At 60.5% G+C, this 23,998-nt stretch carries 19 protein-coding genes; 15 read left to right on the forward strand and 4 right to left on the reverse strand.

Annotation, left to right across the window (positions count from 1 at the left end):
* The gene (locus ACTOZL_RS06050; protein ID WP_482477276.1) at positions 1-1,947 is read right to left on the reverse strand and encodes a thioredoxin domain-containing protein; all 1,947 of its coding nucleotides are present in this window, start codon (positions 1,945-1,947) and stop codon (positions 1-3) included.
* 48 nt (positions 1,948-1,995) lie between these two features.
* Positions 1,996-2,433, reverse strand: coding sequence for an RrF2 family transcriptional regulator (locus ACTOZL_RS06055; protein ID WP_482477278.1), 438 nt, complete (start codon positions 2,431-2,433; stop codon positions 1,996-1,998).
* A gap of 234 nt (positions 2,434-2,667) precedes the next feature.
* Between ACTOZL_RS06055 and ACTOZL_RS06060 the strand changes: the two genes are divergently transcribed.
* Positions 2,668-3,312, forward strand: a complete 645-nt coding sequence (locus ACTOZL_RS06060; RefSeq protein ID WP_482477279.1) for a 4Fe-4S binding protein — start codon at positions 2,668-2,670, stop codon at positions 3,310-3,312.
* Between the two features lie 82 nt (positions 3,313-3,394).
* Here the strand turns inward: ACTOZL_RS06060 and ACTOZL_RS06065 are convergent, their stop codons facing one another.
* Both ACTOZL_RS06065 and ACTOZL_RS06070 read right to left on the reverse strand, forming a co-directional pair.
* Positions 3,395-4,294 (reverse strand): hypothetical protein, encoded by a 900-nt coding sequence (locus tag ACTOZL_RS06065; protein WP_482477280.1) that lies wholly within the window; start codon positions 4,292-4,294, stop codon positions 3,395-3,397.
* Between the two features lie 22 nt (positions 4,295-4,316).
* Positions 4,317-5,564 carry a 6-phosphofructokinase gene (locus ACTOZL_RS06070; protein ID WP_482477282.1) on the reverse strand — a complete coding sequence of 416 codons (1,248 nt, stop codon included), beginning with the start codon at positions 5,562-5,564 and terminating at the stop codon, positions 4,317-4,319.
* Positions 5,565-5,714: 150 nt separating this feature from the next.
* On the opposite strand from ACTOZL_RS06070, the gene ACTOZL_RS06075 reads away from it, so the two are divergent.
* From ACTOZL_RS06075 to rpoD, 14 genes are all read left to right on the forward strand, one after another.
* Positions 5,715-6,038 carry a DUF6442 family protein gene (locus ACTOZL_RS06075; RefSeq protein ID WP_482477283.1) on the forward strand — a complete coding sequence of 108 codons (324 nt, stop codon included), beginning with the start codon at positions 5,715-5,717 and terminating at the stop codon, positions 6,036-6,038.
* A 1-nt stretch (position 6,039) separates the two neighbouring features.
* On the forward strand, positions 6,040-6,249 hold the full coding sequence (locus ACTOZL_RS06080; RefSeq protein ID WP_482477284.1) for a helix-turn-helix transcriptional regulator: 210 nt from the start codon (positions 6,040-6,042) through the stop codon (positions 6,247-6,249).
* A 171-nt stretch (positions 6,250-6,420) separates the two neighbouring features.
* Positions 6,421-7,356 carry a class II fructose-1,6-bisphosphate aldolase gene (gene fba, locus ACTOZL_RS06085; RefSeq protein ID WP_482477286.1) on the forward strand — a complete coding sequence of 312 codons (936 nt, stop codon included), beginning with the start codon at positions 6,421-6,423 and terminating at the stop codon, positions 7,354-7,356.
* 74 nt (positions 7,357-7,430) lie between these two features.
* The gene (locus ACTOZL_RS06090) at positions 7,431-7,961 is read left to right on the forward strand and encodes a GNAT family N-acetyltransferase (RefSeq protein WP_482477287.1); all 531 of its coding nucleotides are present in this window, start codon (positions 7,431-7,433) and stop codon (positions 7,959-7,961) included.
* Between the two features lie 13 nt (positions 7,962-7,974).
* Entirely contained in the window at positions 7,975-9,570 is a 1,596-nt protein-coding gene (locus tag ACTOZL_RS06095) for a spermidine synthase (protein WP_482477288.1), read from the forward strand.
* Between the two features lie 18 nt (positions 9,571-9,588).
* The gene (locus ACTOZL_RS06100; RefSeq protein WP_482477290.1) at positions 9,589-12,918 is read left to right on the forward strand and encodes a PD-(D/E)XK nuclease family protein; all 3,330 of its coding nucleotides are present in this window, start codon (positions 9,589-9,591) and stop codon (positions 12,916-12,918) included.
* Positions 12,896-16,477 carry a helicase-exonuclease AddAB subunit AddA gene (gene addA, locus ACTOZL_RS06105; RefSeq protein WP_482477291.1) on the forward strand — a complete coding sequence of 1,194 codons (3,582 nt, stop codon included), beginning with the start codon at positions 12,896-12,898 and terminating at the stop codon, positions 16,475-16,477. Before ACTOZL_RS06100 ends, addA begins: the two co-directional genes overlap by 23 nt.
* Before the next feature lie 125 nt (positions 16,478-16,602).
* On the forward strand, positions 16,603-16,806 hold the full coding sequence (gene rpmE / locus ACTOZL_RS06110) for a 50S ribosomal protein L31 (protein ID WP_482477292.1): 204 nt from the start codon (positions 16,603-16,605) through the stop codon (positions 16,804-16,806).
* A gap of 143 nt (positions 16,807-16,949) precedes the next feature.
* Entirely contained in the window at positions 16,950-17,438 is a 489-nt protein-coding gene (locus ACTOZL_RS06115; protein WP_482477294.1) for a flavin reductase family protein, read from the forward strand.
* Positions 17,439-17,466: 28 nt separating this feature from the next.
* Positions 17,467-18,771, forward strand: a complete 1,305-nt coding sequence (hflX, locus tag ACTOZL_RS06120; protein ID WP_482477296.1) for a GTPase HflX — start codon at positions 17,467-17,469, stop codon at positions 18,769-18,771.
* Positions 18,772-18,776: 5 nt separating this feature from the next.
* Complete coding sequence (locus ACTOZL_RS06125) at positions 18,777-19,409, forward strand: YigZ family protein (RefSeq protein ID WP_482477297.1); 633 nt, start codon at positions 18,777-18,779, stop codon at positions 19,407-19,409.
* Between the two features lie 107 nt (positions 19,410-19,516).
* Positions 19,517-20,521: a deoxyguanosinetriphosphate triphosphohydrolase gene (locus tag ACTOZL_RS06130; RefSeq protein WP_482477301.1), complete on the forward strand. Its 1,005-nt coding sequence runs from the start codon at positions 19,517-19,519 to the stop codon at positions 20,519-20,521.
* 32 nt (positions 20,522-20,553) lie between these two features.
* Positions 20,554-22,311: a DNA primase gene (dnaG, locus tag ACTOZL_RS06135; RefSeq protein ID WP_482477298.1), complete on the forward strand. Its 1,758-nt coding sequence runs from the start codon at positions 20,554-20,556 to the stop codon at positions 22,309-22,311.
* An 86-nt stretch (positions 22,312-22,397) separates the two neighbouring features.
* The gene (rpoD, locus tag ACTOZL_RS06140; RefSeq protein WP_482477302.1) at positions 22,398-23,612 is read left to right on the forward strand and encodes an RNA polymerase sigma factor RpoD; all 1,215 of its coding nucleotides are present in this window, start codon (positions 22,398-22,400) and stop codon (positions 23,610-23,612) included.
* Positions 23,613-23,998 lie beyond the last annotated feature (386 nt).

The raw sequence follows: 23,998 nt of genomic DNA on the forward strand, positions 1-23,998 counted from the left end.
TTATGCTTGCGTGCTGGGGAACACCTGTCCCGGACGGCAGGTATTGTGTTCGCAGACATAGTAGCTGGTTTTTCCGTCCACCAACCCGAACCCCTCCACAGGGTGGGGCAGGATACGCACCATGGCATCCAGAGGGAAGGGCCAGGGATGGGCTGGGGGCTGTTCTCCTGGTCCTAGTACCAGGGTGATCTCCGCTGGGGGGTACTGCTGGGTGAGCTTAGCCCAGAGGTAGAGGGGGAAGGCTGTGGGGGCCTGGGCGGCGTAGGGGGCCAGGAAGCGCAGCTGTTGTTCTGCCGCCTGCTGCCAGGCGGGCTCCCCGGTGAGCTGGGCCAGGCGTTGGAGCACGTATGCCATCATATTGTTGCCGCTGGGCAGGGCCCCGTCCGCCACCTCTTTGGGGCGGATGAGCAGGGGTTCGCTGTCCTTGGCGGTGAGGAAAAAGCCGCCCTGGGCTGTGTCGGCGAAAGAGGCGGACACCGTCTGGCACAGCGCCTTGGCCTGGTTCAGATAGAAGGCCTGGCCGGTGGCCTCATAGAGGGCCAGCAGGCCAAAGGCGGCGTTGGCGTAGTCCTCTAGGAATCCCTGGGCTCCTTTCACGCCCGCCCGGCTAGAGGCTAGGAGGAGGCTCCCAGAGCGGTTGTTTTGATCTAGGCAGCGCCAGGCCTGCTCCGCTGTTTGGAGGTAGATGCCATCCCCTGTGATGCGGTAGAGCCAGGCCATGGCGGCGATCATCAGGCCGTTCCAGCTGGTGAGGAGCTTGTCGTCCCGGCTCAGCTGTTCCCTGGTGAGGCGGTAGTCGTAGAGCTTGTCCAAGCTCTGGGGCAGGCGGTCTGGGGGCAGTTGGCCTCCCAACAGGTTGGGGATGCTGGCACCGTGGAAATTCCCCTGCTGGGTGATGTGGTAGCGCTGGCAGAAGGCCTCCCCGTCTTGGGGCCCCAGGACCTGTAGAATCTCCTGGGGATGGAAAACATAAAAGCTCCCCTCTCCCCTGGGGCCGTCGGCATCCTGGGAAGCGGCGAAGCCCCTAGAGGGCAAGCGCAGCTCCTTACGCACATAGGCTGCCACGCGGAGGGCCACCTCCCGGTAGAGCTCTTTTTGGGTGAGAGCGTATGCTTTGCAGTAGGCCAACATCAGCAGGGCATTGTCATAGAGCATTTTTTCAAAGTGGGGGACGAGGAACTGCCGGTCGGTGGAGTAGCGGGAGAAGCCGCCCCCCACATGGTCGAAGATGCCCCCGCGGAACAGCTGTTCTAGGGTATGCTCCGCCATGGCTAGGGCCTCCTGGTCCTGGGTTTTCTCATAGAGGGAGAGGAGCACAAGGAGGCTGTGGCCCATGGGAAACTTGGGGGCACGGCCAAAGCCGCCGAACTGGGGGTCGTAGCTGCGTTTCCAGTCTGCCAGGGCAGCGGAGAGGATGTCCTCCCCGGTGGTGTCCCCATTGGGCGGCGGAGCGGTGCGCTGTAAAAGGGCGGTCACCTGTTCCGCTGGGGCCAACAACCCCTCCCGGTCGTGGGCCCAGGCATCCCGGACGGCCACCAGAAGCTGGTCTAACCCCAGCTGTCCAGGCCGTCCCTCTTTGGGGAAATAGGTTCCGGCGAAAAAAGGCTTTTGCTCTGGGGTGAGAAAGACTGTGGTAGGCCAGCCGCCCCCGCCGGTGAAGGCTTGGCAGACGGCCATGTAGATGCTGTCGATGTCTGGCCGCTCCTCCCGGTCCACTTTGATGGAGAGAAAGCTCTCATTGAGCAGTGCCGCGATGGTGTTGTCCTGAAAGGATTCCTTCGCCATCACATGGCACCAGTGGCAGCTGCTGTACCCGATGCTCAGGAAGATGGGCTTGTCCTCCGCCTTGGCCCGGGCAAAGGCCTCGGGGCACCAGGGGTACCAGTCGATGGGGTTATCTGCGTGTTGGAGCAGATAGGGGCTGCTTTGCCCTCGTAAGTGGTTCATAGGGATGCCCTCCTTTTTTCTTAGTATGTGAGGGAAGGGGAGAGAATATCATAAGGGATTGAGAGCGGTATGGTAGTTGTTGAGAATCTGTTTCAGAGTAACAGAGCGTAGACTTTCACATAGGTCATTCAGAACCTTTTGATAGGAACGATCCAGAACGCTATGAATGGTTCTCCCCACCGGACAGATTTGAGATGGCATGGGATGAACACCAATACATTTGGCAGTGAAACCCGGTTCCACTGCCTGGCAAATTTGGTATAGTGTAATCTCTTCCGGGGGACGGAGAAGAGTTGCACCTCCTGTCCCAGGGCGCACTGCGAGGATGCCCGCTTTTTTCAGTGCGCTTAAAATAGTCCGTATGGTGACGGGATTGCTGCCGGTGGATCGGGACAGCAGGTCACTGGTCACTTTTTGACGCTCCCCGTACTCATAAACGAAGATGAGACAATGGATGGCAATGGAACACTTGGCGCTGATATGCATAACAAATCCTCCTTGCCTCTCAGTTTACCATAGGTGGGATGTGGTGTAAATATTGACATGACATCAGTTGTTTGCTATAATTGATGTAATTTTTAATACGACAGGAGGAGAGGTATGGATATTGTAGAAATTGTGTTCAGTCCCACCGGAGGAACCCAAAAAGTAACAGAAGGCTTGATACAGACATGGGGGGCACCCAGCCGCAGGATTGACTTGACAGCGCCAAGCCTGGATATGGATGCACTTACCGTTTTGGCAGATGAGGTGGCGGTGATTGCGGTGCCCTCCTTTGGCGGGAGGGTCCCGGCCCTTGCGGCCCAAAGGCTGGCAAAGGTACAGGGCAATGAAAGCCGTTGTATCCTCGTCTGTGTATACGGCAACCGGGCCTATGAGGACACTCTGGTGGAGCTGCATGACCTGGCCTGTCAGGCGGGCTTCCAGCCCATTGCTGCCGTTGCGGCGATTGCGGAGCACTCCATCATGCACCAGTACGCCAGTGGCCGTCCCGACCAGGAGGATCGGAAGGTGCTGAATGGATTTGCCCGGGAGATTGGAGAGAAGCTGAGCAGGTCGGGGGACCCGGTGGGCCTGTCTCTTCCAGGGAACCGCCCATATAAAAAGATGGGCAATGTGGGCTTGGTGCCGAAGGGGAGCAACCAATGTACCCAATGTGGCCTCTGTGCCGAAACATGCCCGGCCCAAGCGATCAGCAAGGAATTGTTGAAGCAAACGGACGGTAAGCGCTGTATCTCCTGCATGCGTTGTGTGGTGAATTGCCCCCAGTCAGCCAGGAAGGTAAACGGTGCCCTGGTGGCCACAGCGGCGCTTGCCATGAAGAAAGTCTGTTCTGTGCGGAAAGACAACGAGCTGTTCCTTTGATCTGGCCTGTAAACATAAACGCCCCGGCAGGTATGAGCCTGCCGGGGCGTTTGTCTATCAGTGAGGGGGTATAGAGAATGGCTTATGGCCTGTGTTCCAGAAGCTCCCAAACAAAGTGGTCACCAGAAAAAGCACTGTTTTGATAGGTTTCAACGCAGTAGAATATGTCCTGGGGGGCCTCTTTTTCGTAATACTGATACAGCTTGTAGGACGGCCCCTCTGCCGTCTTGCAGCCGGACAGCACCCCAGAGGCCAGGGCTTGCTTCTCTGCCAGGGCAGCACCCACAGCCGCTGCACAGTCCATCCCAGAGGCGGAGCAGCCCGCCGCCTCCAAGCTGTCCGTTACGCTGACTGCCAGGGCATTGCACAGGGAGGAGAGGGTCAGTTCCCCCGGCGGCTTGGGCAGGGGGACGCTCTGAACCGCCAGGCCCTTGGGGTCAGAAACGATGGATTGGGAATCGGAGGTGTGGGCTGGGGTCTGGGGAGACAGACTGTCCGGGGCGGGTTGTATGGTAGTATGTCCGGCTGTGGTATCCTTGGAGCGGGTCCACATAGACTGTCCATTAAAGACAATCTGTCCACTGGAACGATAAACCCAGACATCCTTGATCTCTCCGTTGATTACGGTGACGTTGATCGGCCCGCTGCCGTCCTCGGTGACCCGGATCAAGTCCTTGACGCCAGGGACATCATAGGTGATGGAGTAGAGGATGTCAAAGGCCTGGACCTCCTCAATGGCCACGGCCTCCCGCCAGAAGCTGTTTTCTAAGCGCCGCATGTCGTTTGCCACGGCTGCCACCAGCCGGTCCGTTGCTTCCAGCTTCTTGTCTGCCAGGAGCTGCTTGGCCAAGGCGATGTCCTCCTGGCTGACCTCACGTTTTTGGTTGAGGGGAGGGCTCTGGGTTGACGCCGGGCCGCAGGCGGCCAGGAATGCGGCCAGCAACAACAGGACAAGGCAGGGCACAAAGTACCGCTTTATCATGGGGCACCTCCTGTTCCTGAGATTAGACCTCCCCAGAGGCCAGGACCTTTTTCAGTTTGGAAAACCGGGGCAGGGCATGTTCCACAGGCCGCTGGGGCTCCCCTTGGATGAGGGGGAGGGCGTAGTCGATGAACGCCTGTTCCACCCCGTTGCCCGCCTGGTTGATCCACGCCAGGGGCACCTTCTGCTCGGTATTGGCGGCCTGGGACAGGGGGACAAGCTTGGTTTCGCAGTGGTAGCCGCTGCTGTCCCGGCGGCAGTCCAGGGCCACCATGTGGTCGGTGGTGCCGGAGACGGCGGCCTCCACGGCGGCTTTGCCTGCCAGGTAGGCCTCGTCCATGTCGGTTTTGGAGGCCAAATGGGAGCCGCAGCGTTGGAGCAGGGAGAGCTCGATGCCTCGGACCTTCACACCCATTTTTTGCTTGATGGTCTCTGACAACATGGCTGCCAGGCCGCCCAACTGGGCGTGGCCGAAGCCGTCGGTGGCAGAGGTCTTGGCCTCGGAGACGAAAGTGCCGTCGGCGTAGTGGATGCCCTCGGAGACGGCTACCAGGCAGTTGCCTGTGGCGTCGTAGACCTTTTTCACGTCTGCCAGGAAGCGGTCCATATCGAAGTCCACCTCGGGCAGATACACCAGGTCCGGCCCGGAGCCTGCCCAGGTGGCCAGGGCGGCGGCCCCTGCCAGCCAGCCGGCATGGCGGCCCATGATCTCTACCACCACGATGGTGCCGGTGTCATAGACCCGGGCGTCCTGGTAGAGCTCCATACAGGAGGTGGCGATATACTTGGCGGCGCTGGCGTAGCCAGGGCAGTGGTCGGTGCCGGAGAGGTCATTGTCGATGGTCTTGGGCACGCCAATTACGTTGCAGGGGTAGCCTACCCGCTGCATGTATTTGCTGATCTTGTTGCAGGTGTCCATGGAGTCGTTGCCGCCATTATAAAAGAAGTAGCGCACGTCGTACTTTTTGAAAATTTCCAGGATGCGCTGATAATCTGTGTCGTCCACATCTGGGTCTGCCAGCTTATAGCGGCAGGAGCCCAGGGCAGAGGAGGGGGTGAATTGAAGCAGGTCCAGTTCTGCCGGGTCCTCCTGGCCCATGTCGTAGAGCTTGTCGGCCAGCACGCCCTTGATGCCATGGGCGGCCCCCAAGACACGGGTGATGTTGGGATTCGCCAGGGCGGTCTGAATGACCCCCTGGGCGCTGGCGTTGATGACGGCGGTGGGTCCGCCGGACTGCCCGATGATACAGGCGCCTTTCAGAATTTCCATAAGCGTATTCCTCCCAAAGTTGTATTGTCCCTATCATAGCATAGTTTTCCAGTGCTTGCAATTGGGAAAGAAACTCCTTGACAAGTATACTTGGTAGTGGTATCATAAGATTGCACAGAAAACTTGGCAAGAAGGAAAGGAGATGCTGGCATGGATCGGGAAGAGATTTTGAGACGAAGCCGGGAAGAAGGGAAGGACGAGTGGGAGGAGCAGCTCCAAGAAAAAATACACGCGAAGGAAAACCGTTGGGCCGTTCCGCTGATGCTGATTGCGGTGAATCTCTTCGCAATTTTCGGCTTTACAGAAAATTGGGTGCCCTATGCACTTTTGATTGCTATGTGCATTCCAACGATTGTGTATCAAATTTACGGCTATGTGAAGGTGAGGAAGGTAGAGCATATTTTCACGGCAGCGGTGGGGGTTGTTGCGGTGATCTTTTGCAGCTGTCAAATCTATACCTGGATAACCAGCTGATATGGATGACAAACTGATTTTGAGAAACCGTCTGAAAGCTGCCCGCGGGGAAAAGGGACTCTCTCAGACCCAACTGGCCCAACTGGTGGGGGTGTCCCGCAACACCATCAGTTCCATTGAGACCGGGCAGTTCAATCCCACGGCACGGCTGGCGCTGATTTTGTGTATCGCGCTGGATAAGAAGTTTGAGGAGCTGTTTTATTTCGATTAGAAAAAACAGAGGGGGCATAAACGAGGGAGTGAATGTTATGTGCAATCCGGGCCAAGGAAAGGCCCACTGCTTTTTTGCAGTCCACCCTGCCCCAGCCTGTTTTTATGGTTGTGCTTTTCCCAAACTTTTGATACAATGAGAGCAATGAGAAATAGGAAAGGAGCGGTTATTATGCCGTTAGTTACCACCACGGAAATGTTCCGCAGGGCCTATGAGGGCGGTTACGCCATTGGTGCCTTTAATGTCAATAATATGGAGATCGTCCAGGGGATCACCGAAGCAGCCAAGGAGGTCAATTCTCCCATCATTCTCCAGGTCTCCGCCGGGGCACGGAAGTATGCCAAGCACGGGTACCTGATGAAGCTGGTGGAGGCCGCTGTAGAGGACACGGGCCTGCCCATGGCCCTGCACTTGGACCACGGGGAGGATTTTGAAATCTGTAAGGCCTGCATCGACGGGGGCTTTACCTCTGTCATGATCGACGGCTCCAAGCACAGCTTCCAGGATAACATCGCCCTCACCCGCAAGGTGGTGGAGTACGCCCATGCCCACGACGTGGTAGTGGAGGGGGAGCTGGGCCGTCTGGCGGGGATTGAGGACGACGTGAATGTCTCCGCCGAGGATTCCTCCTACACCAACCCCGAGGAAGTGGAGGAATTCGTCCGCGCTACCGGGGTGGACAGCCTGGCCATTGCCATCGGCACCAGCCACGGGGCCTTCAAGTTCAGGCCGGGCACCAAGCCCCAGCTTCGCTTTGACATTTTGGAGGAGGTCTCCAAGCGCCTGCCGGGCTTCCCCATCGTCCTCCACGGGGCATCTTCCGTAACCCCCAGCTATGTGGACATCATCAACGCCAACGGCGGGGCCTTGAAGGATGCCATTGGCGTGCCGGAGGACCAGCTGCGTCAGGCCGCCCGCATGGCCGTGTGCAAGATCAACATCGACTCGGACCTGCGCCTGGCTATGACCGCCGGAGTGCGCCAGCAGTTGATCGCCGACCCCGCTGGCTTTGACCCCAGAGGCTACCTGAAAGTGGGCCGCCAGTATGTAAAGGACCTGGTGAAGGACAAGATCGTCAACGTTCTGGGCAGTAACGGGAAGGCTTAATGAAATTGCGCCAAAGGAAAGGGGCTGTCTCTCCTAAGACAGCCCCTTTTTCTCAAAAAAGGAGGGACAGGCTAATGAAGGGAACCCATATACAGTGTACCATCCGGCCCTGGCGGATCGAGGACGCGGCGCACATCGCGGAAGCACTCAACGACCAGGGGGTTCTGGACAACCTGCGGGACGGTCTGCCCTATCCCTACACCCCGGCGGACGCTAGGGAGTACATCAACGCCATGCTCTCAGCGGACCCCGACAAGACCTTCGCCTTTGCCATCGCGGTGGAGGACCGGGCTGTGGGGAGTATCGGCGTGTTCCGGCAGGAGAACATCCACTTCCGGACAGCGGAGCTGGGCTACTATATTGGTCGGCCCTATTGGGGGCGGGGCCTCATGACCAGTGCCGTGAGGCAGACGCTGGACTATGTGTTTCAGCACAGCGACATTTTAAAGGTGTTTGCCGAGCCCTTTGCCCGCAACCGGGCTTCCTGCCGCGTGTTGGAAAAGGCCGGGTTCTCTCTGGAGGGAGTCCTGAAAAGCCACGCGGTCAAAAACGGAGAGGTATTGGATATGAAGCTGTATGCCCGGCTGAGACAGGAAAGGGAATGAGGAGGGACAGGCCATGAACCAAAGACCCATTTTGAAGAACAAATATTATTTATACCTGACAGAATTTTTTGCCGGTGTCTCTGTCATGGCTGTAGAGCTGGGGGCCAGCCGTCTGTTGGCCCCCTATTTCAGCTCTTCCCAAATCGTTTGGACCATCATCATCGGCACTATCATGATCGCCATGGCCCTGGGCAACCTCTGGGGTGGGCGTGCCGCAGACAAAAACCCGGACCCGGACCGGCTCTACCGCCGCCTGCTCCTTGCGGCGGTATGGATTGCCGCCATCCCTGTGCTGGGGAAGTATGTCATCCTGGGCATTTCGGGCCTGCTGGTGCTGACGGTGAACACCAATTTCCTCATCATTGCCGCTTTCTGCGCCTGCATGGTGATCTTCGTGTTTCCCCTCTTCCTCCTGGGGACTGTCACCCCCTCCCTGGTGAAATATACCGTGGACAGCTTGGAGGACAGCGGCAGCACCGTGGGGACCTTGAATGCCTGCAACACCATCGGCAGCATTTTGGGGACCTTCCTGCCCACCTTCGTCACTATCCCCACCGTGGGGACGGCGGTAACCTTCCTGCTCTTTTCCGGCATCCTGCTGGTGATTTCCCTGGTGTATTTTTTCAGTGCCAGGGCCAAGCTCCGGGCCTGTGTAGTGGCGGTCATCCTGTTTGCCTTGTGCGCCTTGGGCAGCGTAGGCAACCGCTTTGCCTTTTGGGAAAAAGACCTGACGTATGAGGGGGAGTCCGTGTATAATTACCTTCAGGTGAAGGAGCAAAAGGATCGAACCATCCTCTCTACCAACGTCCTCTTTGGTGTCCAGTCGGTGATGATGAAGGAGGACGGGCTCACAGGGATGTATTACGACTATGCCCTGGCTGCCCCAGTGATGGCGGGAGTGGAAGAAAAAGAGGCCCCCCACATCCTGATTTTAGGCAACGGCACCGGGACCTATGCCCGCCAGTGCGCCAAATACTTTCCCTCCGCCCAGGTAGAGGGGGTGGAGATTGACCAGAAGATCACCAGCTTGGCCTACCAATATTTCGACATGCCCGACACCGTAGACGTGACCACTTACGATGGCCGGGCCTACCTCCACGCGGTGGATACCCGCTACGATGTGATCCTGGTGGATGCCTACCAGGATATCACCATCCCCTTCCAGATGTCCTCCACGGAGTTTTTCTCCCTGGTGCGGGACCACCTGAACCCCGGCGGGGTGATGGTGGTGAACCTGAATATGTATGCCGATGGGGAGGGGAGCATCAACCAGGCCCTGTGCGACACCATCGCCAGTATCTTCCCAAAGGTCTACACCGTGAATGTATCCGGTTCCACCAACCGGGAGCTCTTTGCCGCTTTAGATGGGGACCCCAAAGTCTGGCTGGCGGAGCACCGGAGGACTGTAGTGGACGAGGCCCTATCTGCCCACCTGGAAGAGGTGGAACGGCGTTTGACGGCGTACCAAGGCGGTGGCCATATCCTCACCGATGACCAGGCCCCGGTGGAGCTTTTGGGGATGCGGGCCATCGACGGCCTGATTCAAGCTGAGCTGACGTATTACAAAGAGAAGTTCAAGACCGAGGGCATTTCCGGCCTGTTGGGCTGAGGCCAGGGGGGACGCGCTATGCTATATATTTTGAAAGGCCGAGCTGGGGCAGGCAAGACTGCCCAGGTTCTTCGGCAGATGAAAGCCCAGGGGGTCAACCGCCCCCAGCTCCTGCTGGTGCCGGAACAGGCCTCCTTTGAGATGGAGGGCCGCCTATGCCGGGAGAACGGGAACCAGGCGGGGTTGTACGGGGAAGTGCTCTCCTTCACCCGCCTGGAAAACCGGGTCCTCTCCCTGGCTGGGGGCGGGGCCCAGGAGGTACTGGACGAGGGAGGGCGGCTGCTGACCATGTACGCTGCCCTGAAATCCCTGCAGGGGAGCTTGACGGTGTATGCCATGCCCTCCCAGCGGCCGGAATTTTTGGATAGCCTCATCACAACCATGGACGAGCTGAAAAGCTATTGCGTTACCGGGGCACAGCTGGAAGAGGTGGGGGCGGACACCGAGGGGTTGGACGGGGACAAGCTCCGGGACCTGGGGCTGATCTTCGGCACCTATGAGGCCCTCACCAGCCGGGGCCGTCTGGACCCCAGGGACCGGCTGACCCGCCTGGCGGATAAGCTGCGCCAGTTCCCCTTTTTCCGGGGAAAGGACGTGTATCTGGACGGCTTCACCGACTTCACCCCCCAGCAGGGTTTGGTGTTGGAGCAGCTTTTCCGGCAGGCAGAGCGGGTGACTGTTTGCCTCACCTGGGGAGACGGGGAGGGGGAGGAGGCGGTGTTCGCCCCTGCCCAACGGACAGTGGCTTGGCTGCACCGTCTGGCGGAGAAAGCCAACTGTCCTGTGGAGGAAACTTGGCTTAGCCAGGCCTACGCCCCCCGCACTGCCCCCTTGAATTACTTGGAACGCAGCCTGTTTGCAAGGGAAGGGGAGGCTTACCAGGGCCCTTGGGACGAGAGCATCACCGTCACCAGCCTCCCCAGTCCCCGGGAGGAGGTCCGTTTCGCGGCGGGGGAGATTCGCCGCCTGGTGGGTCAGGGGGCCTTGCGCTACCGGGACATCGCCCTCTCCGCCCGGACCATGGACCGGTACTGGGAGCATATTGAGGGGGTCTTTGCCCAGTATGATATCCCCCTGTTTCAATCGGAAAAAACAGATATTTTGCAAAAGCCCATTTTCACCCTCATTACTGCCGCCCTGGATACCGTCACCGGCGGCTATCTCTATGAGGATATGTTCCGTTACTTAAAGACCGGCCTGGCTGGCCTCAGCTTGGAGGAATGTGACCAGCTGGAAAACTATGCCCTCACCTGGAATCTCCGAGGGAGCCAGTGGACCTCCTCCAAGGGTTGGACCCGGCACCCTGGCGGCTACCACCAAAGGTTTGCCCCAGAGGATGAACAGGCATTAGCGGAGCTGAACACCCTACGCCTGCGGGTGGTGGAACCCTTGGAACGGCTGCGCAAGGACAGTGGGGGGACCGTTGCCGCCCAGGTGTTGGCCCTCTACCGTTTCTTGGAGGAAATCCGGGCCCCAGAGGCTTTGGAGGCACGGGCGGCGGCGCTGTTGGAGCGGGGGGAGCCGGAGTTGGCCCGGGAGTATAGCCAGCTCTGGGAGATTTTCTGCCAGGGCCTAGAGCAGTGTGTGGCCATCCTGGGGGAGACGGAGGCGGAGCTCTCGGAATTTTCCCGGCTGTTGCGCCTGCTGCTCTCCCGCTACAGCGTGGGGACCATCCCTGCCTCCCTGGACCGGGTGGCGGCGGGGGATGCCCAGCGGCTCAGCGGCCGGCAGAGCAAGGTGCTCTTTCTCTTAGGGGCGGACGATGGCTCCATCCCCCTGATCGCCCCTGGCCAAGGCCTGCTGACGGACCGGGACCGGGCTCTGTTGGAGGACTACGGCCTGGACCTGGGGCCTGGGATGGAAGAAAAGCTGGACCGGGAGAGCACCATTGTTTACACCATTTGCGCCCAGCCCAGGGAAAAGCTCTACGTTACCTGGCCTGCCGGAGGGGACGACGGGGGGGAATACCGGCCTTCCTTCCTGGTGGAGCGCTTGCAGGCGCTGTTCCCTCAGGGAAAGCAGAACGGTACTCCCGCCCCCTCCCCGGACCAGCTCCGGGCCATGGCGGCAGGGCTGCCCAGCCTGCGGGAACAACTGCGGGAGGAGGCGGCCTGCGTTACCCTGTTCCAACAACTGGACCGGGCGGCGGCCTGGGAGCGGGGGCGGCTGTCCCCTAGGGCGGTAAGGAAGCTCTATGGGGAAAAGGTGGCCATGTCCGCCTCCCGGATGGACCAGTACAGCTCCTGCCACTTTGCCTACTTCCTGCGCTATGGCCTGGGGGCCAAGGAGCGGCGCAGCGCGGGGTTCCACGCCCCGGAGTATGGCAGCTTCATCCACTATGTCTTGGAACATGTGCTCAAAGGGGTGAAGCAGGAGGGGGGGGCGGCCCAGTGCAGCCAGGAACAGCTGCGCAAGCTCACCCGCCAGGCAGTGAAGGACTATGTGATGACCCAGCTTGGGGGCATGGAACAACAGACGCCCCGCTTCCGCTACCTCTTCCGCCGCCTGCAGCGCAACGTGCTTCTGGTGGTAGAGAACGTGGTGGAGGAACTGCGGGCCTCGGATTTTGAACCCATTTGTTTTGAATTGGGCTTTGGCCCCGGCCAGGAGCTGCCCCCGGTGGAGCTGCGGGAGGGGGAGATCACCCTACGCATCTCCGGCTTTGTGGATCGGGTGGACGGCTGGACCAAGGATGGCCGCCTCTACCTCCGGGTGGTGGACTATAAGACGGGGCGGAAGTCCTTTGACCTGACAGAGCTATGGAACGGCCTGGGGCTGCAAATGCTCCTGTACCTCTTCGCTTTGGAGGAGAAGGGGGCGCAGCTGTTTGGCGCGGTCCCCACCCCTGCGGGGGTGCTCTACCTCCCTGCCCGGGACGCCGTGGTGGCGGGGAGCCGGGACATGGACGAGGCGGAGCGCCGGCGGCTGGTGGATAAGGAGCTGGTGCGCAAAGGCCTGATTTTAGACGACGAGGACGTGTTGGAGGCCATGGAGCACCGGGAGGGGGAGCCCCGCTTCCTGCCCCTGCGTGTCAGCAAGCGGACAGGGCAGATCAGCGGGGACGCCCTGGTGAGTGCGGAACGGCTGGGACGGCTGAAAGCCCACACCCAGAGTATCTTAGGCCAAATCTGCCGGGAGATCGCCTTGGGTAACATTGACGCGGACCCGGTGTGGCGGGGGCCGGAGAACAACGCCTGCCGCTATTGCCCCTACTTCCAGGCCTGCCAGTTTGAGGAGGGGCGGGACCGGCGGCGGTGGCTGCCCACGGTGAAGAACAGCGATTTTTGGGCCATGCTGGCTCAGGACGAGGAAGGAGGCACAGGCCATGGCAGTGAAGCGCACCCCTGAACAGGAGGCGGCAGTCCGGGACCGGGGAGGTGGGCTGCTGGTCTCCGCTGCCGCCGGGTCTGGCAAAACCCGGGTTCTGGTGGAACGCCTGTTGGAGCGGGTGATCCAGGAGGGGCGCCGGGTGGATGAGTTCCTCATCATCACCTTTACCCGAGCAGCAGCGGAAGAGCTGCGGGGGCGCATTGCCCGGGAGCTGGCCCAGGCCATCCAGGACCAGCCGGAGAACGCCCACCTGCGGCGGCAGACTGCCCTGCTGTACCAGACCCAGATCTCCACCATCCACGCCTTTTGTACTGTCCTGCTCCGGCAATTCGGCCACCTTTTGGATGTCCCGGCGGACTTTGCCCTCTGCGAGGACGAGGAGAGCCAGGTGCTCATGAGCCGGACCCTGGATCAGCTGTTGGAGGAGCGCTATGTGGAAATTGATCCGGAGGGGGAGTTTGCCCAGCTGTTGGACCTGCTCTCCGCTGGTCGGGACGACAGCCGCCTGATGGATATTACCTTGGACGTATTTGGCAAGATACAGAGCTACCCGGACCCCATCGCCTGGTTGGAGGAACAGCGCACCGCCCTGGACCTGGAGGGGATCACCGACGTAGGCCAGACCCCATGGGGGCGTCTGCTCCTAGAGGACGCGGCAGGGAGCGCCGCCTATTGGGCGCGGCAGATGGACCGGGCCTGCCAGTTGGCCCAGGGGGACCCGGTGCTGGAAAAGGCCTATTTGCCCAGCCTGGCCGCCACCTGCCAGGACTTGCAGGCATTCGCCCAGGCGGCAGGGCAGGGGTGGGACGCGGCGGCCCAGGTGCAGATCCAATTTCCCCGCTTGGGTGGTGCCCGCAATGTGGAGGACAAGGACGCCCAGGAGGAAATCAAAGCTCTGCGGGAGCGCTGCAAGCGCTGGGTGGAGGGCTTGGAAAAGAACTTCACCAGCCACAGCGCCGCCCTTCTGGGGGACATGGAACGGATGAAGCCTGCCATGCACGGCCTGCTCTCCTTGGTAGAGGATTTTTCCGCCGCCTATGAGACGGAAAAACGCCGGCGGGCTCTGCTGGACTTCTCCGACCTGGAACACTTGACGGTGCGTCTGCTGGTGGATAAGACGGGAGAACCCACCGAACTGGCCCGGCAGTGGGGCAGCCGCTATATAGAGATTATGGTGGATGAGTACCAGGACACCAACCAGGTGCAAAACAGCATCTTCAATGCCCTCTCCCAGGAGGGGAGGAATCTGTTTATGGTGGGGGACGTGAAGCAGTCCATCTACCGCTTCCGCCTGGCAGACCCCACCATTTTTTTGGAAAAGTACCGCCGCTTCGCCCCCTGGACCCAGGCCAAAGAGGGGGAGGCCCGCTGCGTCACCATGGCCCAAAACTTCCGCTCCCGGCCAGAGGTGTTGGAGGCCTGCAACGATCTGTTCCGGGCTATCATGTCCAAGGATTTGGGGGAGATGGATTATACCGACGATGTGGCCCTCTATCCCGCAGGGAGCTTTCCCGCAGGGGAGGGCTATGAGACAGAGCTCCATGTGCTGGACTTCTCCGAGGACCCCGCCCTGACTGAGGAAAAGCAGAACAAACACTACTTGGAGGCCCGCTTCGTGGCCCGGCAAATCCGTGAACTATTGAACAGTGGCTTTCCCGTCTCCGATGGGGCGGGGGGCCTGCGGCCCCTCCAAGCGGAGGACATCGCCATCCTCCTGCGTTCCCCCGGCCCGGTGCGGCACTATTATACCCTGGCCTTGGAGGAACAGGCGGTGGCTTGGAGCGCTGAGGAGGGGGGGGACTTCTTCCAGACCACGGAGGTCTCCGTGGCCCTCTCCTGGCTGCAAATCATCAACAATCCCCGGCAGGATATCCCCCTCCTGGCGGTGCTCCGTTCCCCTGCCTGGGGCTTCAGCGGGGACCGGCTGGCAGAGATTCGGGAAAACCAGGGGGACTTTTACACCGCCCTGTCAGCGGCGGCAGAGCAGGGGGCAGAGGATTGCGCTGCGTTCCTGGACCAGCTCCAAGCCCTGCGCTTTGATGCCGGGGAGCAGAGCAGCCACAAGCTCCTCCTAGAACTGTACCGCCGCACAGGCCTGTTGGAAATCGTCTCCGCCATGCCCGGGGGAGAGAAACGGCGGGAAAACCTGTTGGCCCTCTACGACCTGGCCAAGCGCTTTGAGGGCAGCGGCCACAAGGGCCTCTTTGGCTTCCTGCTCCATTTGGAGCGGGTCCAGGCCAGCGGTGGCTTGCGCCAGAAGGGGGGCGGCAGCAAGGGGGCGGAGGGGGTCCAGATTTTGAGTATCCACCGCTCCAAGGGCTTGGAATATCCTGTGGTGTTCCTCTGCGGCTTGGGACGGCGCTTCAACTATGCAGACCTGCAAAAGCCGGTGCTCTTCCACCCCAAACTGGGCCTGGGGCCTAAGGGCTTGGAGCGAGAGACCATGGTGGAGTTCCCCACCCTGGCCCGTACCGGGGTGGCCCTGGCCCTGAAAAAGGAGCTGTTGGCGGAGGAGATGCGGCTTTTATATGTGGCCATGACCCGTGCCAAGGAAAAGCTAATCTTGACCCACAGCCTGTCACGGGGGGCCAGTGACTTGAAGGCCCTGGCGGGGAGCGTATCTTATCCGGCGGACCCCAGGGTGCTGGCGGATTGTAACAGCGTGGGCCAGTGGGTGCTGCTCACTGCCCTGGCCCGGCCGGAGGGGGAGGCGCTGCGCCGGGCGGCGGAACGGGAATCCCTACCCCTGCCTGTGGGCCAATACCGCTGCTCTTGGCGGATCCAGTACCACAGGGGGGCGGTCTCCCAGGAGGCAGGCCGCCGGCAGGTGGAGGAAGCTGCCCAAGCGCCCATCCTTCCCGCTGGGGAACTGCTGGAAGTGCTTACCTGGCGCTACCCCTACCAAGAGGCAGCGGCCACCCCAGCCAAAGTTACCGCCACCCAGGTGGACAGCCAGGGGGAGGAGCCTGGGGTCTTTCTCCTCCGGGAACAGGGGGAGGGGGAGCCCTTCTACCGCCCCCGCTTTGCCCAGGAGACCATGGGCCTTACCCCAGCCCAGCGGGGCACAGCCCTCCACACTGCCATGCAGGCGGTTCGGCTGGACCGGACGGGGTCTAAGAAAGCCCTGGGGGAGGAGTTGGAGCGCTTGACGAAGGAGGGTTATTTAACCCAACAGCAGGCCCAGGGGGTAGATGTAGGGGCCATGGCCCGCTTTTTTGCCTCCCCGTTGGGGGAACGGCTGCGCAGCTGTACCACCCCCCACCGGGAATACCCCTTCTCCCTCTTGGCTCCCGCCCAGCGGTTTTACCCCAACGCCCCGGCGGAGGACGAGGTTTTGCTCCAAGGGGTCATCGACTGCTGGTTTGAGACGGAGGAGGGCATCGTCCTGTTGGACTTCAAGACCGACCGGGTCAGCGCCGCCCAGGCGGAGGAGCGGGGGGAGCGCTACCGGGGGCAGCTGGCGGCCTATGCTTACGCCCTGGAAACCCTCAGTGGGAAGCCGGTGGTGGCGCGCCTGTTGTGCTTCCTGTACCCAAATGTGGTGGTAGAACTGGGGGGAGAACCGGGGATACTGTGAGGGAGGGCAAAAAAATTTGCGAATGATGGTGAAAAAACCTTGCATTTTCCTGCAAAAAGTGGTATCATACGAATTGCGCTTATATGAAGTGTTGATTTTTTAACGACAGAAAGGGGTGAACACCCATGAAGGAAGGCATCCATCCCACCTACGAGCTGACCACGATCCGTTGTGCTTGTGGCAACGTCATTGAGACGAGGTCCACGAAGAAGGACATCCGCGTCGAAGTTTGCTCCAAGTGTCACCCCTTCTTTACCGGTAAGCAGAAGATGGTGGATACTGGCGGGCGCGTCAGCCGCTTCAACAAGAAGTTCGGTTTGGAAAACTAAATCTTCTAACTGGCTTAAGGCCCGTGCCGCTCACCGGCACGGGCCTTTTTGGCCACCGGGCGGGACAAAAAGCCCCTTTGCCTGGTGCATGTTGGGCTGGTGTGCATATACTAATGGTATGTGGCATGTAAGGAGGAAGCATTATGCAGGAACTTGACCCAAAGCGTTTGGAAGAAAACGTATTTTCCCTTTTTGACGACCAATGGACCCTCATCACCGCCGGGACCCCGGAGCACTGCAACACCATGACCGCCAGCTGGGGTGGGCTGGGGGTGCTGTGGCACAAGAACGTGGCCACCATTTATGTGCGTCCCCAGCGCTACACCTACGAGTTTTTGGAGACGTCGGAGTATTTCACCCTCTCCTTCTTCGATGAGGCATGGCGGCAGCAGTTGAGCTATTGCGGCACCGTCAGTGGGCGGGAGGCGGATAAGGTCGCTTCCTGTGGCTTCCACATTGGCGCGGCAGGGGAGGCACCGTACATCCAGGAGGCTCGGTTGGTGCTGGTGTGCAAAAAGCGCTACTGGGACGACCTGGACCCCGCCCACATGGACAGCGAGGCTTTGGAGCATTACGACAACGACTACCACCGTATGTACATTGGGGAGATCGTCAAGGTTCTCATCCCCTGACAGCGAGGCAATACGAAGGAGGTCCGGAATGACTGAACGACAGGAAGAAAAACGAAACCGTGCCGTGCTGGTGGGCCTCAGTGCCTACAGCCTGCCCCGGGAGGACAACGCCAGTGACACCACCCTGGAAGAGCTGGCAGACCTGGTGGAGACGGCAGGGGGCGAGTGTGTGGGGATGATCCTTCAACAGCGGGACGCCCCGGAGGCCCGGACCTTCATTGGCGAGGGCAAGGTGGCGGAGACCCGGGAGCTGGTGGCCGCTCAGGAGGCGGACCTGGTGGTCTTTGACAACGAGCTCTCCCCCTCCCAGCAGCGGGTGCTCACCGAGGACATCGGCGTCCAGGTTATCGACCGGGCGGGGCTGATTTTGGACATCTTTGCCCAACGGGCGCGGACCCGGGAAGGCCGCCTCCAAGTGGAGCTGGCCCAGTACAAATACCTGCTGCCCCGGCTCACGGGAATGTGGGGACACCTGGTCCGCCAGACGGCCTCCGGGGGCAAGTCCCCCATCGGGACCCGGGGCCCCGGTGAGACCCAGTTGGAGACGGACCGGCGGCACATCCGCCGGAAAATCGCCAAGCTTACCGAGGAGTTGGAGGAGGTGCGCCGGGTCCGGGCGGTGCAGCGGGACCGGCGGGAGAAAAACGAGGTGCCGGTGGTGGCCATTGTGGGCTACACCAACGCGGGGAAATCCACCCTGCTCAACGCCCTCACCGGCGCGGAAATCCCCGCCCGGAACCGCCTCTTTGACACCCTGGATACCACCACCCGGATGCTGGAAATTTCGGACACCTGTACCGTGCTCATCTCCGACACCGTGGGCTTCATCCGCAAGCTCCCCCATCATCTGGTGGAGGCCTTCAAGGCCACCTTGGAGGAGTTGACCTTCGCGGACCTGATCCTCCACGTCATCGACGCCTCCAACCCGGAGTGGCGGGAGCAGGCCCAGGTGGTGGAGGGGCTCATCGCCCAGCTGGGGGCGGAGCCCACTCCCAGGATGGATGTGTTCAACAAGTCAGACATCTATGTGGGGGATATCCGCCCCCATGGGGAGGATATCGTTTCCATTTCTGCCCGCACTGGGGAGGGTTTGCCTGAACTGCTCCGTATGATTGGCAAACGCTTGGACGGCGGACAGCACCGGGTCCAACTGGCCCTGCCCTATGACAAGGGCGGGGTGCTGGACATGCTCTACCAGGAGGCCAAGGTGGAGAAGGTGGAGTATGGGGCGGCCATTGACGTAACGGTGGTCTGTTCGGAAAAGACCGCCGGGCAGATCAAGGACTATATTGTGGGCGGCTGGCAGCGGCCCAAGGAGTTTTGGGAGGATTGACGGCCATGGCAGAGTATTATGTCCCGGCCCGAAACAGCGAGACGGAGTTTACGGAAAAACGCTCCCGCTTCATCGGCCACGTTTGGCGGGTGGAGGACGAGGAGGAGGCCCGGGGGCGCATCGCGGAGATGAAGGCCAAATACCACGATGCCCGGCACAACTGCTGGTGCTATCTCCTCCACGAGGGGAACATCACCCGCTATTCCGACGATGGGGAGCCCCAGGGTACCGCTGGACAACCTATGCTGGAAGTCTTTCAGCGGGAAGGGGTGGAGAACGTCTGCTGCGTGGTCACGCGTTACTTCGGCGGGGTGCTTCTGGGCACGGGAGGGCTGCTGCGGGCCTATACCCGCTCCGCCAAAGACGCCCTCACCCAGGCCGGGGTGGCTCCGGTACAGCTCTGGACAGAGGTTTCCCTAGACTGTCCCTACAACTTCCTGGAACGGATGAAGCAGGAGGTGGAGCGGGCCCAGGGGCAGCTGGGGGAGATGGAGTACGGGGCGCAGGTGTGCATTCATGCTCTGCTGCCGGCGGAGGAGTTTGCAGGCTTTGCCGCCCGGATCACCGAGCTCACCGCTGGGCAGTTGGCCCCGAAAAAGCTGGAAGACCGGCTGGAAGCCCGTTCTTTGGAAAAATAGAGGGAGAAACGGGATAAAAAAACAAAATTCAGGCAGGGAACAAGCGCTTGCCTGCGTATATATTACGTATCCTAAAGAAAAAAAGATGGAAAAGGCAGGGGATGACCATGACGTTGCGGGAAGAACGGGAACGTTTGGAGGTGGAGAGACTCTCCCCTTATGCAGCCCTGGCGTCGCAGTCCAAGGGGCGCCGGCGGCCGGTGGAGCCCTGCGCCATCCGCACTTGCTACCAGCGGGACGGGGACCGCATCATCCATTCCAAGGCCTTCCGCCGGCTGATGCATAAGACCCAGGTGTTCCTCCAACCGGAGGGGGACCACTACCGCACCCGGCTGACCCACACCTTGGAGGTGTCCCGGATTGCCCGGACCATTGCCCGGGGCCTGGGGCTCAACGAGGACTTGACAGAGGCCGCCGCCCTGGGCCACGACCTGGGCCACACCCCCTTCGGCCATGCTGGGGAGCGGGTGCTCAATATGTTGATGGAGGGGGGCTTTCGCCACAACGAACAGTCCCTACGGGTGGTGGACCGGCTGGAAAACGGAGGGGACGGGCTGAACCTGTGCTATGAGGTTCGCCGGGGGATTCTCTGCCACACAGGGGAGGACACCGCCGAGACCTTGGAGGGGCAGATCATCCGCATTGCCGACAAGATCGCCTACATCAACCACGACATCGACGACGCCATGCGGGGGGGGATCATCTACCCCTTGGATATTCCCCTGGCGGTCTCCCAGACCCTGGGCTTTGACCACAGTGGGCGTATCAACACCCTCACCGAGGATGTGATCCGGGCGAGCCGGGGGAAAAACGCCATTTTGCAGTCCCCGGCCTGCAAGGAAGCCATGCACCAGCTGCGGGAGTTTATGTTCGAGGCGGTGTATTACAACCCCGTAGCCAAGGGGGAGGAGGTCAAGGCCCAGGATATGATTGCCCGCTTGTTTGCCTATTATCAAAAGGACCCGGATCAGCTTCCCGACGACTTTCAGGATATCCGTGCCCGGGAGGGGGTGGACCGGGCGGTGTGCGACTACATCGCCGGGATGACCGACCACTATGCGGTGGAGAAATTCAGAGAGGCGTTTGTCCCCTTCGCCTGGACGGTGAAGTGACAGCTGCGCCAGGGGGAAAGGGGTGAGGTGATGTGGCGGTTCCCTCCGCATTTTTGGACGAGCTGGTGGCCCGGAGCGACATTGTGGACGTGGTCTCCGATTATGTGAGCCTCACCCCCAAGGGGGGGAGCTTTTGGGGGCTGTGCCCCTTCCACGGGGAAAAGACAGCCTCCTTCCATGTCCTCCAGGACCGGCAGCTCTACCACTGCTTTGGCTGCGGCAAGGGCGGTGGGGTGCTCTCCTTTGTTATGGAGGTGGAGAACCTGCCCTTTTTGGACGCGGCGCGGCTGCTGGCCAAACGGGCGGGGATGGAGTTTCCCGAACAGGATGCCAGCCAGGCGGACCGCCGGAAGCGGGAACGGCTTTTGGCGGCCAACAAGGCGGCAGCCCGTTACTTCCACGCCCAGCTCCACAGCCCAGTGGGGCAGGAGGGATTGGACTACCTCCGCCGCCGGGGCCTCTCCAAGGGTACCCTCACCCGCTTCGGCCTGGGCTTCGCCCCAGAGAGCTGGGACGGGCTCATCCATGCCCTGGGGGAGCAGGGCTTTGACAAGAGGGACCTGCTGGACACAGGCCTGGCGGTGAGCAACAAAAAAGGCGGCATTTACGACCGCTTCCGGGGTCGGGTGATGTTCCCCATCATCGACCTGCGGGGGGATGTGATCGGCTTTGGCGGCCGGGTGATGGGGGAGGGGACGCCCAAATATCTGAACTCCCCGGATACCCCGGTGTTCAACAAGAGCCGTAACCTCTTTGCCCTGAACCTGGCCAAAACCACCAAGCTGGGGCGTATCGTCTTGACAGAGGGGTATATGGACACCATCGCCCTCCATCAGGCGGGGTTTGACTGCGCGGTGGCCAGCCTGGGCACTGCCCTCACCGCCGACCATGCCAAGCTTCTCTCCCGCTTCACCAAAGAGGTGGTGATCTGCTACGACGCCGATGAGGCCGGGGTGCAGGCGGCCAACCGGGCCATCCCCCTGTTGGAAAAGACGGGGCTGAAGGTTCGGGTGCTGCGGGTGAGCGGGGCCAAGGACCCAGATGAGTATATCCGTACCCACGGGCGGGACGCGTTTGCCCGGCTGTTGGAGCAGTCGGAGAACTTTGTGGAGTACCGTTTGGGTCAGTTACAGAGCAAGTATGACCTGGGGGACCCCTTGAAAAAGACGGAGTTTGCCCGGGCCGCGGCGGAGATGCTCGCCGCCCTGGACAGCCCTGTGGAACGGGAGGTCTATGCCGGGCAGGTGGCGGAGCTCACCGGCGTGGGAAAAGGTGCCCTGCTCCAAGAAATCCAGCAGGCCAGGGACATACAGCTGCGTCAGGCCAAAAAGAAGCAGCTGCGCCGGGACATGACCCCCATGGCCCAGGCCCAGCCCAGGGAGCGGCAGCTCCGCTATGAAAACCTCCGCTCTGCCCGGGCAGAAGAGGGCGTCCTCCGCCTGCTGATGCTGGACCCGGCCTTGGAGCCGGAGAGCGGCGCTCTGGAACCAGAACAGTTTTCCTCCCAGCACTTGGGAAAAATTTTCCGGGTCCTCCGGGAACGGCTGCACCAAGGCAGGCCCCTGCAACTGGGGATGTTGGAGGGGGAATTGGAAGGGGAGGAAGTCCGCCTGTTGGCTGAGGTTCTCCGCCAGCCGGAAGCCCTGGAAAAGGGGAAACAGGCCATGCACGACTACTGCGCGGTGATCACCGCTGAGTATACCAAGCGAAATGAGACGGACGAAGCGGCCCTTTTGGCTGCGCGGGACCGCTTTCAAAAAAAGAAAAGTATAGGAGATGGAACGCCATGAGCGAGAAGAAAACGCCGGACAACAAACGGGAAAAGGAAAAATTCCTCCACATGACGGAGGAGCAGTTCCAGGCGGGGAAAGCGGAGATGCTAAAAATCGTTGCAGGTGTCTCTGGTGTGGAAAAGCTGGGCGAACTGTTGGAAAAAGGGAAGAAGAAGGGCAGCCTGACCTCCAACGAGCTCATGGAGGCCTTGGAAGAGATGGACTTGGACTCCGAACAGATGGACAAGCTCTATGACGTGATGGAGAATATGGGCATCGACACCTCTGGGGAGGAGTATCTCCCCGACCTGAACCCCGATGCCATGCCCCCCATTGAGGAGATCGAGGAAATCCCGGAGGAGGAGATCGTTGACCCCAACACCCTGGTGGACGCCTTTGGCATCGACGACCCTGTGCGGATGTACTTAAAGGAGATCGGCAAGGTGGACCTGCTCACCAGTGACCAGGAGGTGGCCTTGGCTCAGGCCATGGTGGCTGGTCAGGCGGCCAAGGAGCAGTTGGACGAGATGAAGGCCGAGGGCGTGGAGCTCAGCCCAGAGGATCGCAAGGAGCTGGAAAAGCTCTACAAGGCCGGGGAACGGGCCAAGCAAAGCCTGGCAGAAGCCAACCTGCGCCTGGTGGTATCCATTGCCAAGCGCTACGTAGGCCGGGGCATGCTCTTCCTGGACCTGATCCAGGAGGGGAACCTGGGACTCATCAAGGCGGTGGAGAAGTTCGACTATACCAAGGGCTATAAGTTCTCCACCTATGCCACCTGGTGGATTCGCCAGGCCATCACCCGGGCCATTGCCGACCAGGCACGGACCATTCGTATCCCCGTCCACATGGTGGAGACCATCAATAAGGTGATCCGGGTTTCCCGGCAGCTCCTTCAGGAACTGGGCCATGACCCCAGCCCGGAGGAAATCTCCAAGGAGATGAACATGCCGGTGGACAAGGTGCGGGAAATCTTAAAAATTGCCCAGGAGCCTGTCAGCTTGGAAACCCCCATCGGCGAGGAGGAGGATTCCCACCTGGGGGACTTCATCCCCGACGAGGACGCTTCGGAGCCCTCGGAGGCCGCCTCCTTCACCCTGCTCAAGGAGCAGCTGGTGGAGGTGTTGGGCACCCTGACCCCCAGAGAGGAAAAGGTGCTGAAGCTGCGCTTCGGCATTGAGGATGGCCGCACCCGTACCCTGGAAGAGGTGGGCAAAGAGTTCAATGTTACCAGGGAGCGTATCCGGCAGATCGAGGCCAAGGCCCTGCGCAAGCTCCGGCACCCCAGCCGTTCCAAGAAGCTGAAGGACTTTTTGAACTGAGGGGAACGCCTGTCCCTGGGATGCTCCAAAGGATTTGAGCGATACGCAAGGAGGCTTGCGTGTAAGAAAAAAGGTGGACGCACCATGCAAATGGTTGCGTCCGCCCTTTTAATGCGGCAGAAAAATCGAGAGGCCTTACAGCATCTGAAGCTGTAAGGCCTCTCGCGTGTCACGTGTTTACAAAAAAGATGCAGCACGACATCCTTTTTTAATTTGTAGCATTAGGCGATTTTTATATCCATCCCCAGAATGTCTTGAATATTTTACTTTAAGACTCATTGTAGCATAACAAGGGCAAATCATTGTCAACGCCAATTTGAAATTGTAAGAAAACGCCGAAGAAATTTTGTAGTTTTTCGGCGGGGGGGGGTAACAAAACTAAGCGT

It is taken from the genome of Evtepia sp. (assembly GCF_056797215.1).

Bases quoted from the DNA above. Each gene is read 5' to 3' on its own strand.
- ACTOZL_RS06100 (WP_482477290.1), top strand. From the start codon at position 9,589: ATGCTATATATTTTGAAAGGCCGAGCTGGGGCAGGCAAGACTGCCCAG.
- rpoD (WP_482477302.1), top strand. From the start codon at position 22,398: ATGCTAAAAATCGTTGCAGGTGTCTCTGGTGTGGAAAAGCTGGGCGAA.
- ACTOZL_RS06090 (WP_482477287.1), top strand. From the start codon at position 7,431: ATGAAGGGAACCCATATACAGTGTACCATCCGGCCCTGGCGGATCGAG.
- fba (WP_482477286.1), top strand. From the start codon at position 6,421: ATGCCGTTAGTTACCACCACGGAAATGTTCCGCAGGGCCTATGAGGGC.
- ACTOZL_RS06095 (WP_482477288.1), top strand. From the start codon at position 7,975: ATGAACCAAAGACCCATTTTGAAGAACAAATATTATTTATACCTGACA.
- ACTOZL_RS06125 (WP_482477297.1), top strand. From the start codon at position 18,777: ATGGCAGAGTATTATGTCCCGGCCCGAAACAGCGAGACGGAGTTTACG.
- ACTOZL_RS06075 (WP_482477283.1), top strand. From the start codon at position 5,715: ATGGATCGGGAAGAGATTTTGAGACGAAGCCGGGAAGAAGGGAAGGAC.
- ACTOZL_RS06115 (WP_482477294.1), top strand. From the start codon at position 16,950: ATGCAGGAACTTGACCCAAAGCGTTTGGAAGAAAACGTATTTTCCCTT.
- ACTOZL_RS06070 (WP_482477282.1), bottom strand. From the start codon at position 5,564: ATGGAAATTCTGAAAGGCGCCTGTATCATCGGGCAGTCCGGCGGACCC.
- ACTOZL_RS06080 (WP_482477284.1), top strand. From the start codon at position 6,040: ATGGATGACAAACTGATTTTGAGAAACCGTCTGAAAGCTGCCCGCGGG.
- hflX (WP_482477296.1), top strand. From the start codon at position 17,467: ATGACTGAACGACAGGAAGAAAAACGAAACCGTGCCGTGCTGGTGGGC.
- ACTOZL_RS06130 (WP_482477301.1), top strand. From the start codon at position 19,517: ATGACGTTGCGGGAAGAACGGGAACGTTTGGAGGTGGAGAGACTCTCC.
- ACTOZL_RS06050 (WP_482477276.1), bottom strand. From the start codon at position 1,947: ATGAACCACTTACGAGGGCAAAGCAGCCCCTATCTGCTCCAACACGCA.
- ACTOZL_RS06060 (WP_482477279.1), top strand. From the start codon at position 2,668: ATGGATGCACTTACCGTTTTGGCAGATGAGGTGGCGGTGATTGCGGTG.
- addA (WP_482477291.1), top strand. From the start codon at position 12,896: ATGGCAGTGAAGCGCACCCCTGAACAGGAGGCGGCAGTCCGGGACCGG.
- ACTOZL_RS06065 (WP_482477280.1), bottom strand. From the start codon at position 4,294: ATGATAAAGCGGTACTTTGTGCCCTGCCTTGTCCTGTTGTTGCTGGCC.
- ACTOZL_RS06055 (WP_482477278.1), bottom strand. From the start codon at position 2,433: ATGCATATCAGCGCCAAGTGTTCCATTGCCATCCATTGTCTCATCTTC.
- rpmE (WP_482477292.1), top strand. From the start codon at position 16,603: ATGAAGGAAGGCATCCATCCCACCTACGAGCTGACCACGATCCGTTGT.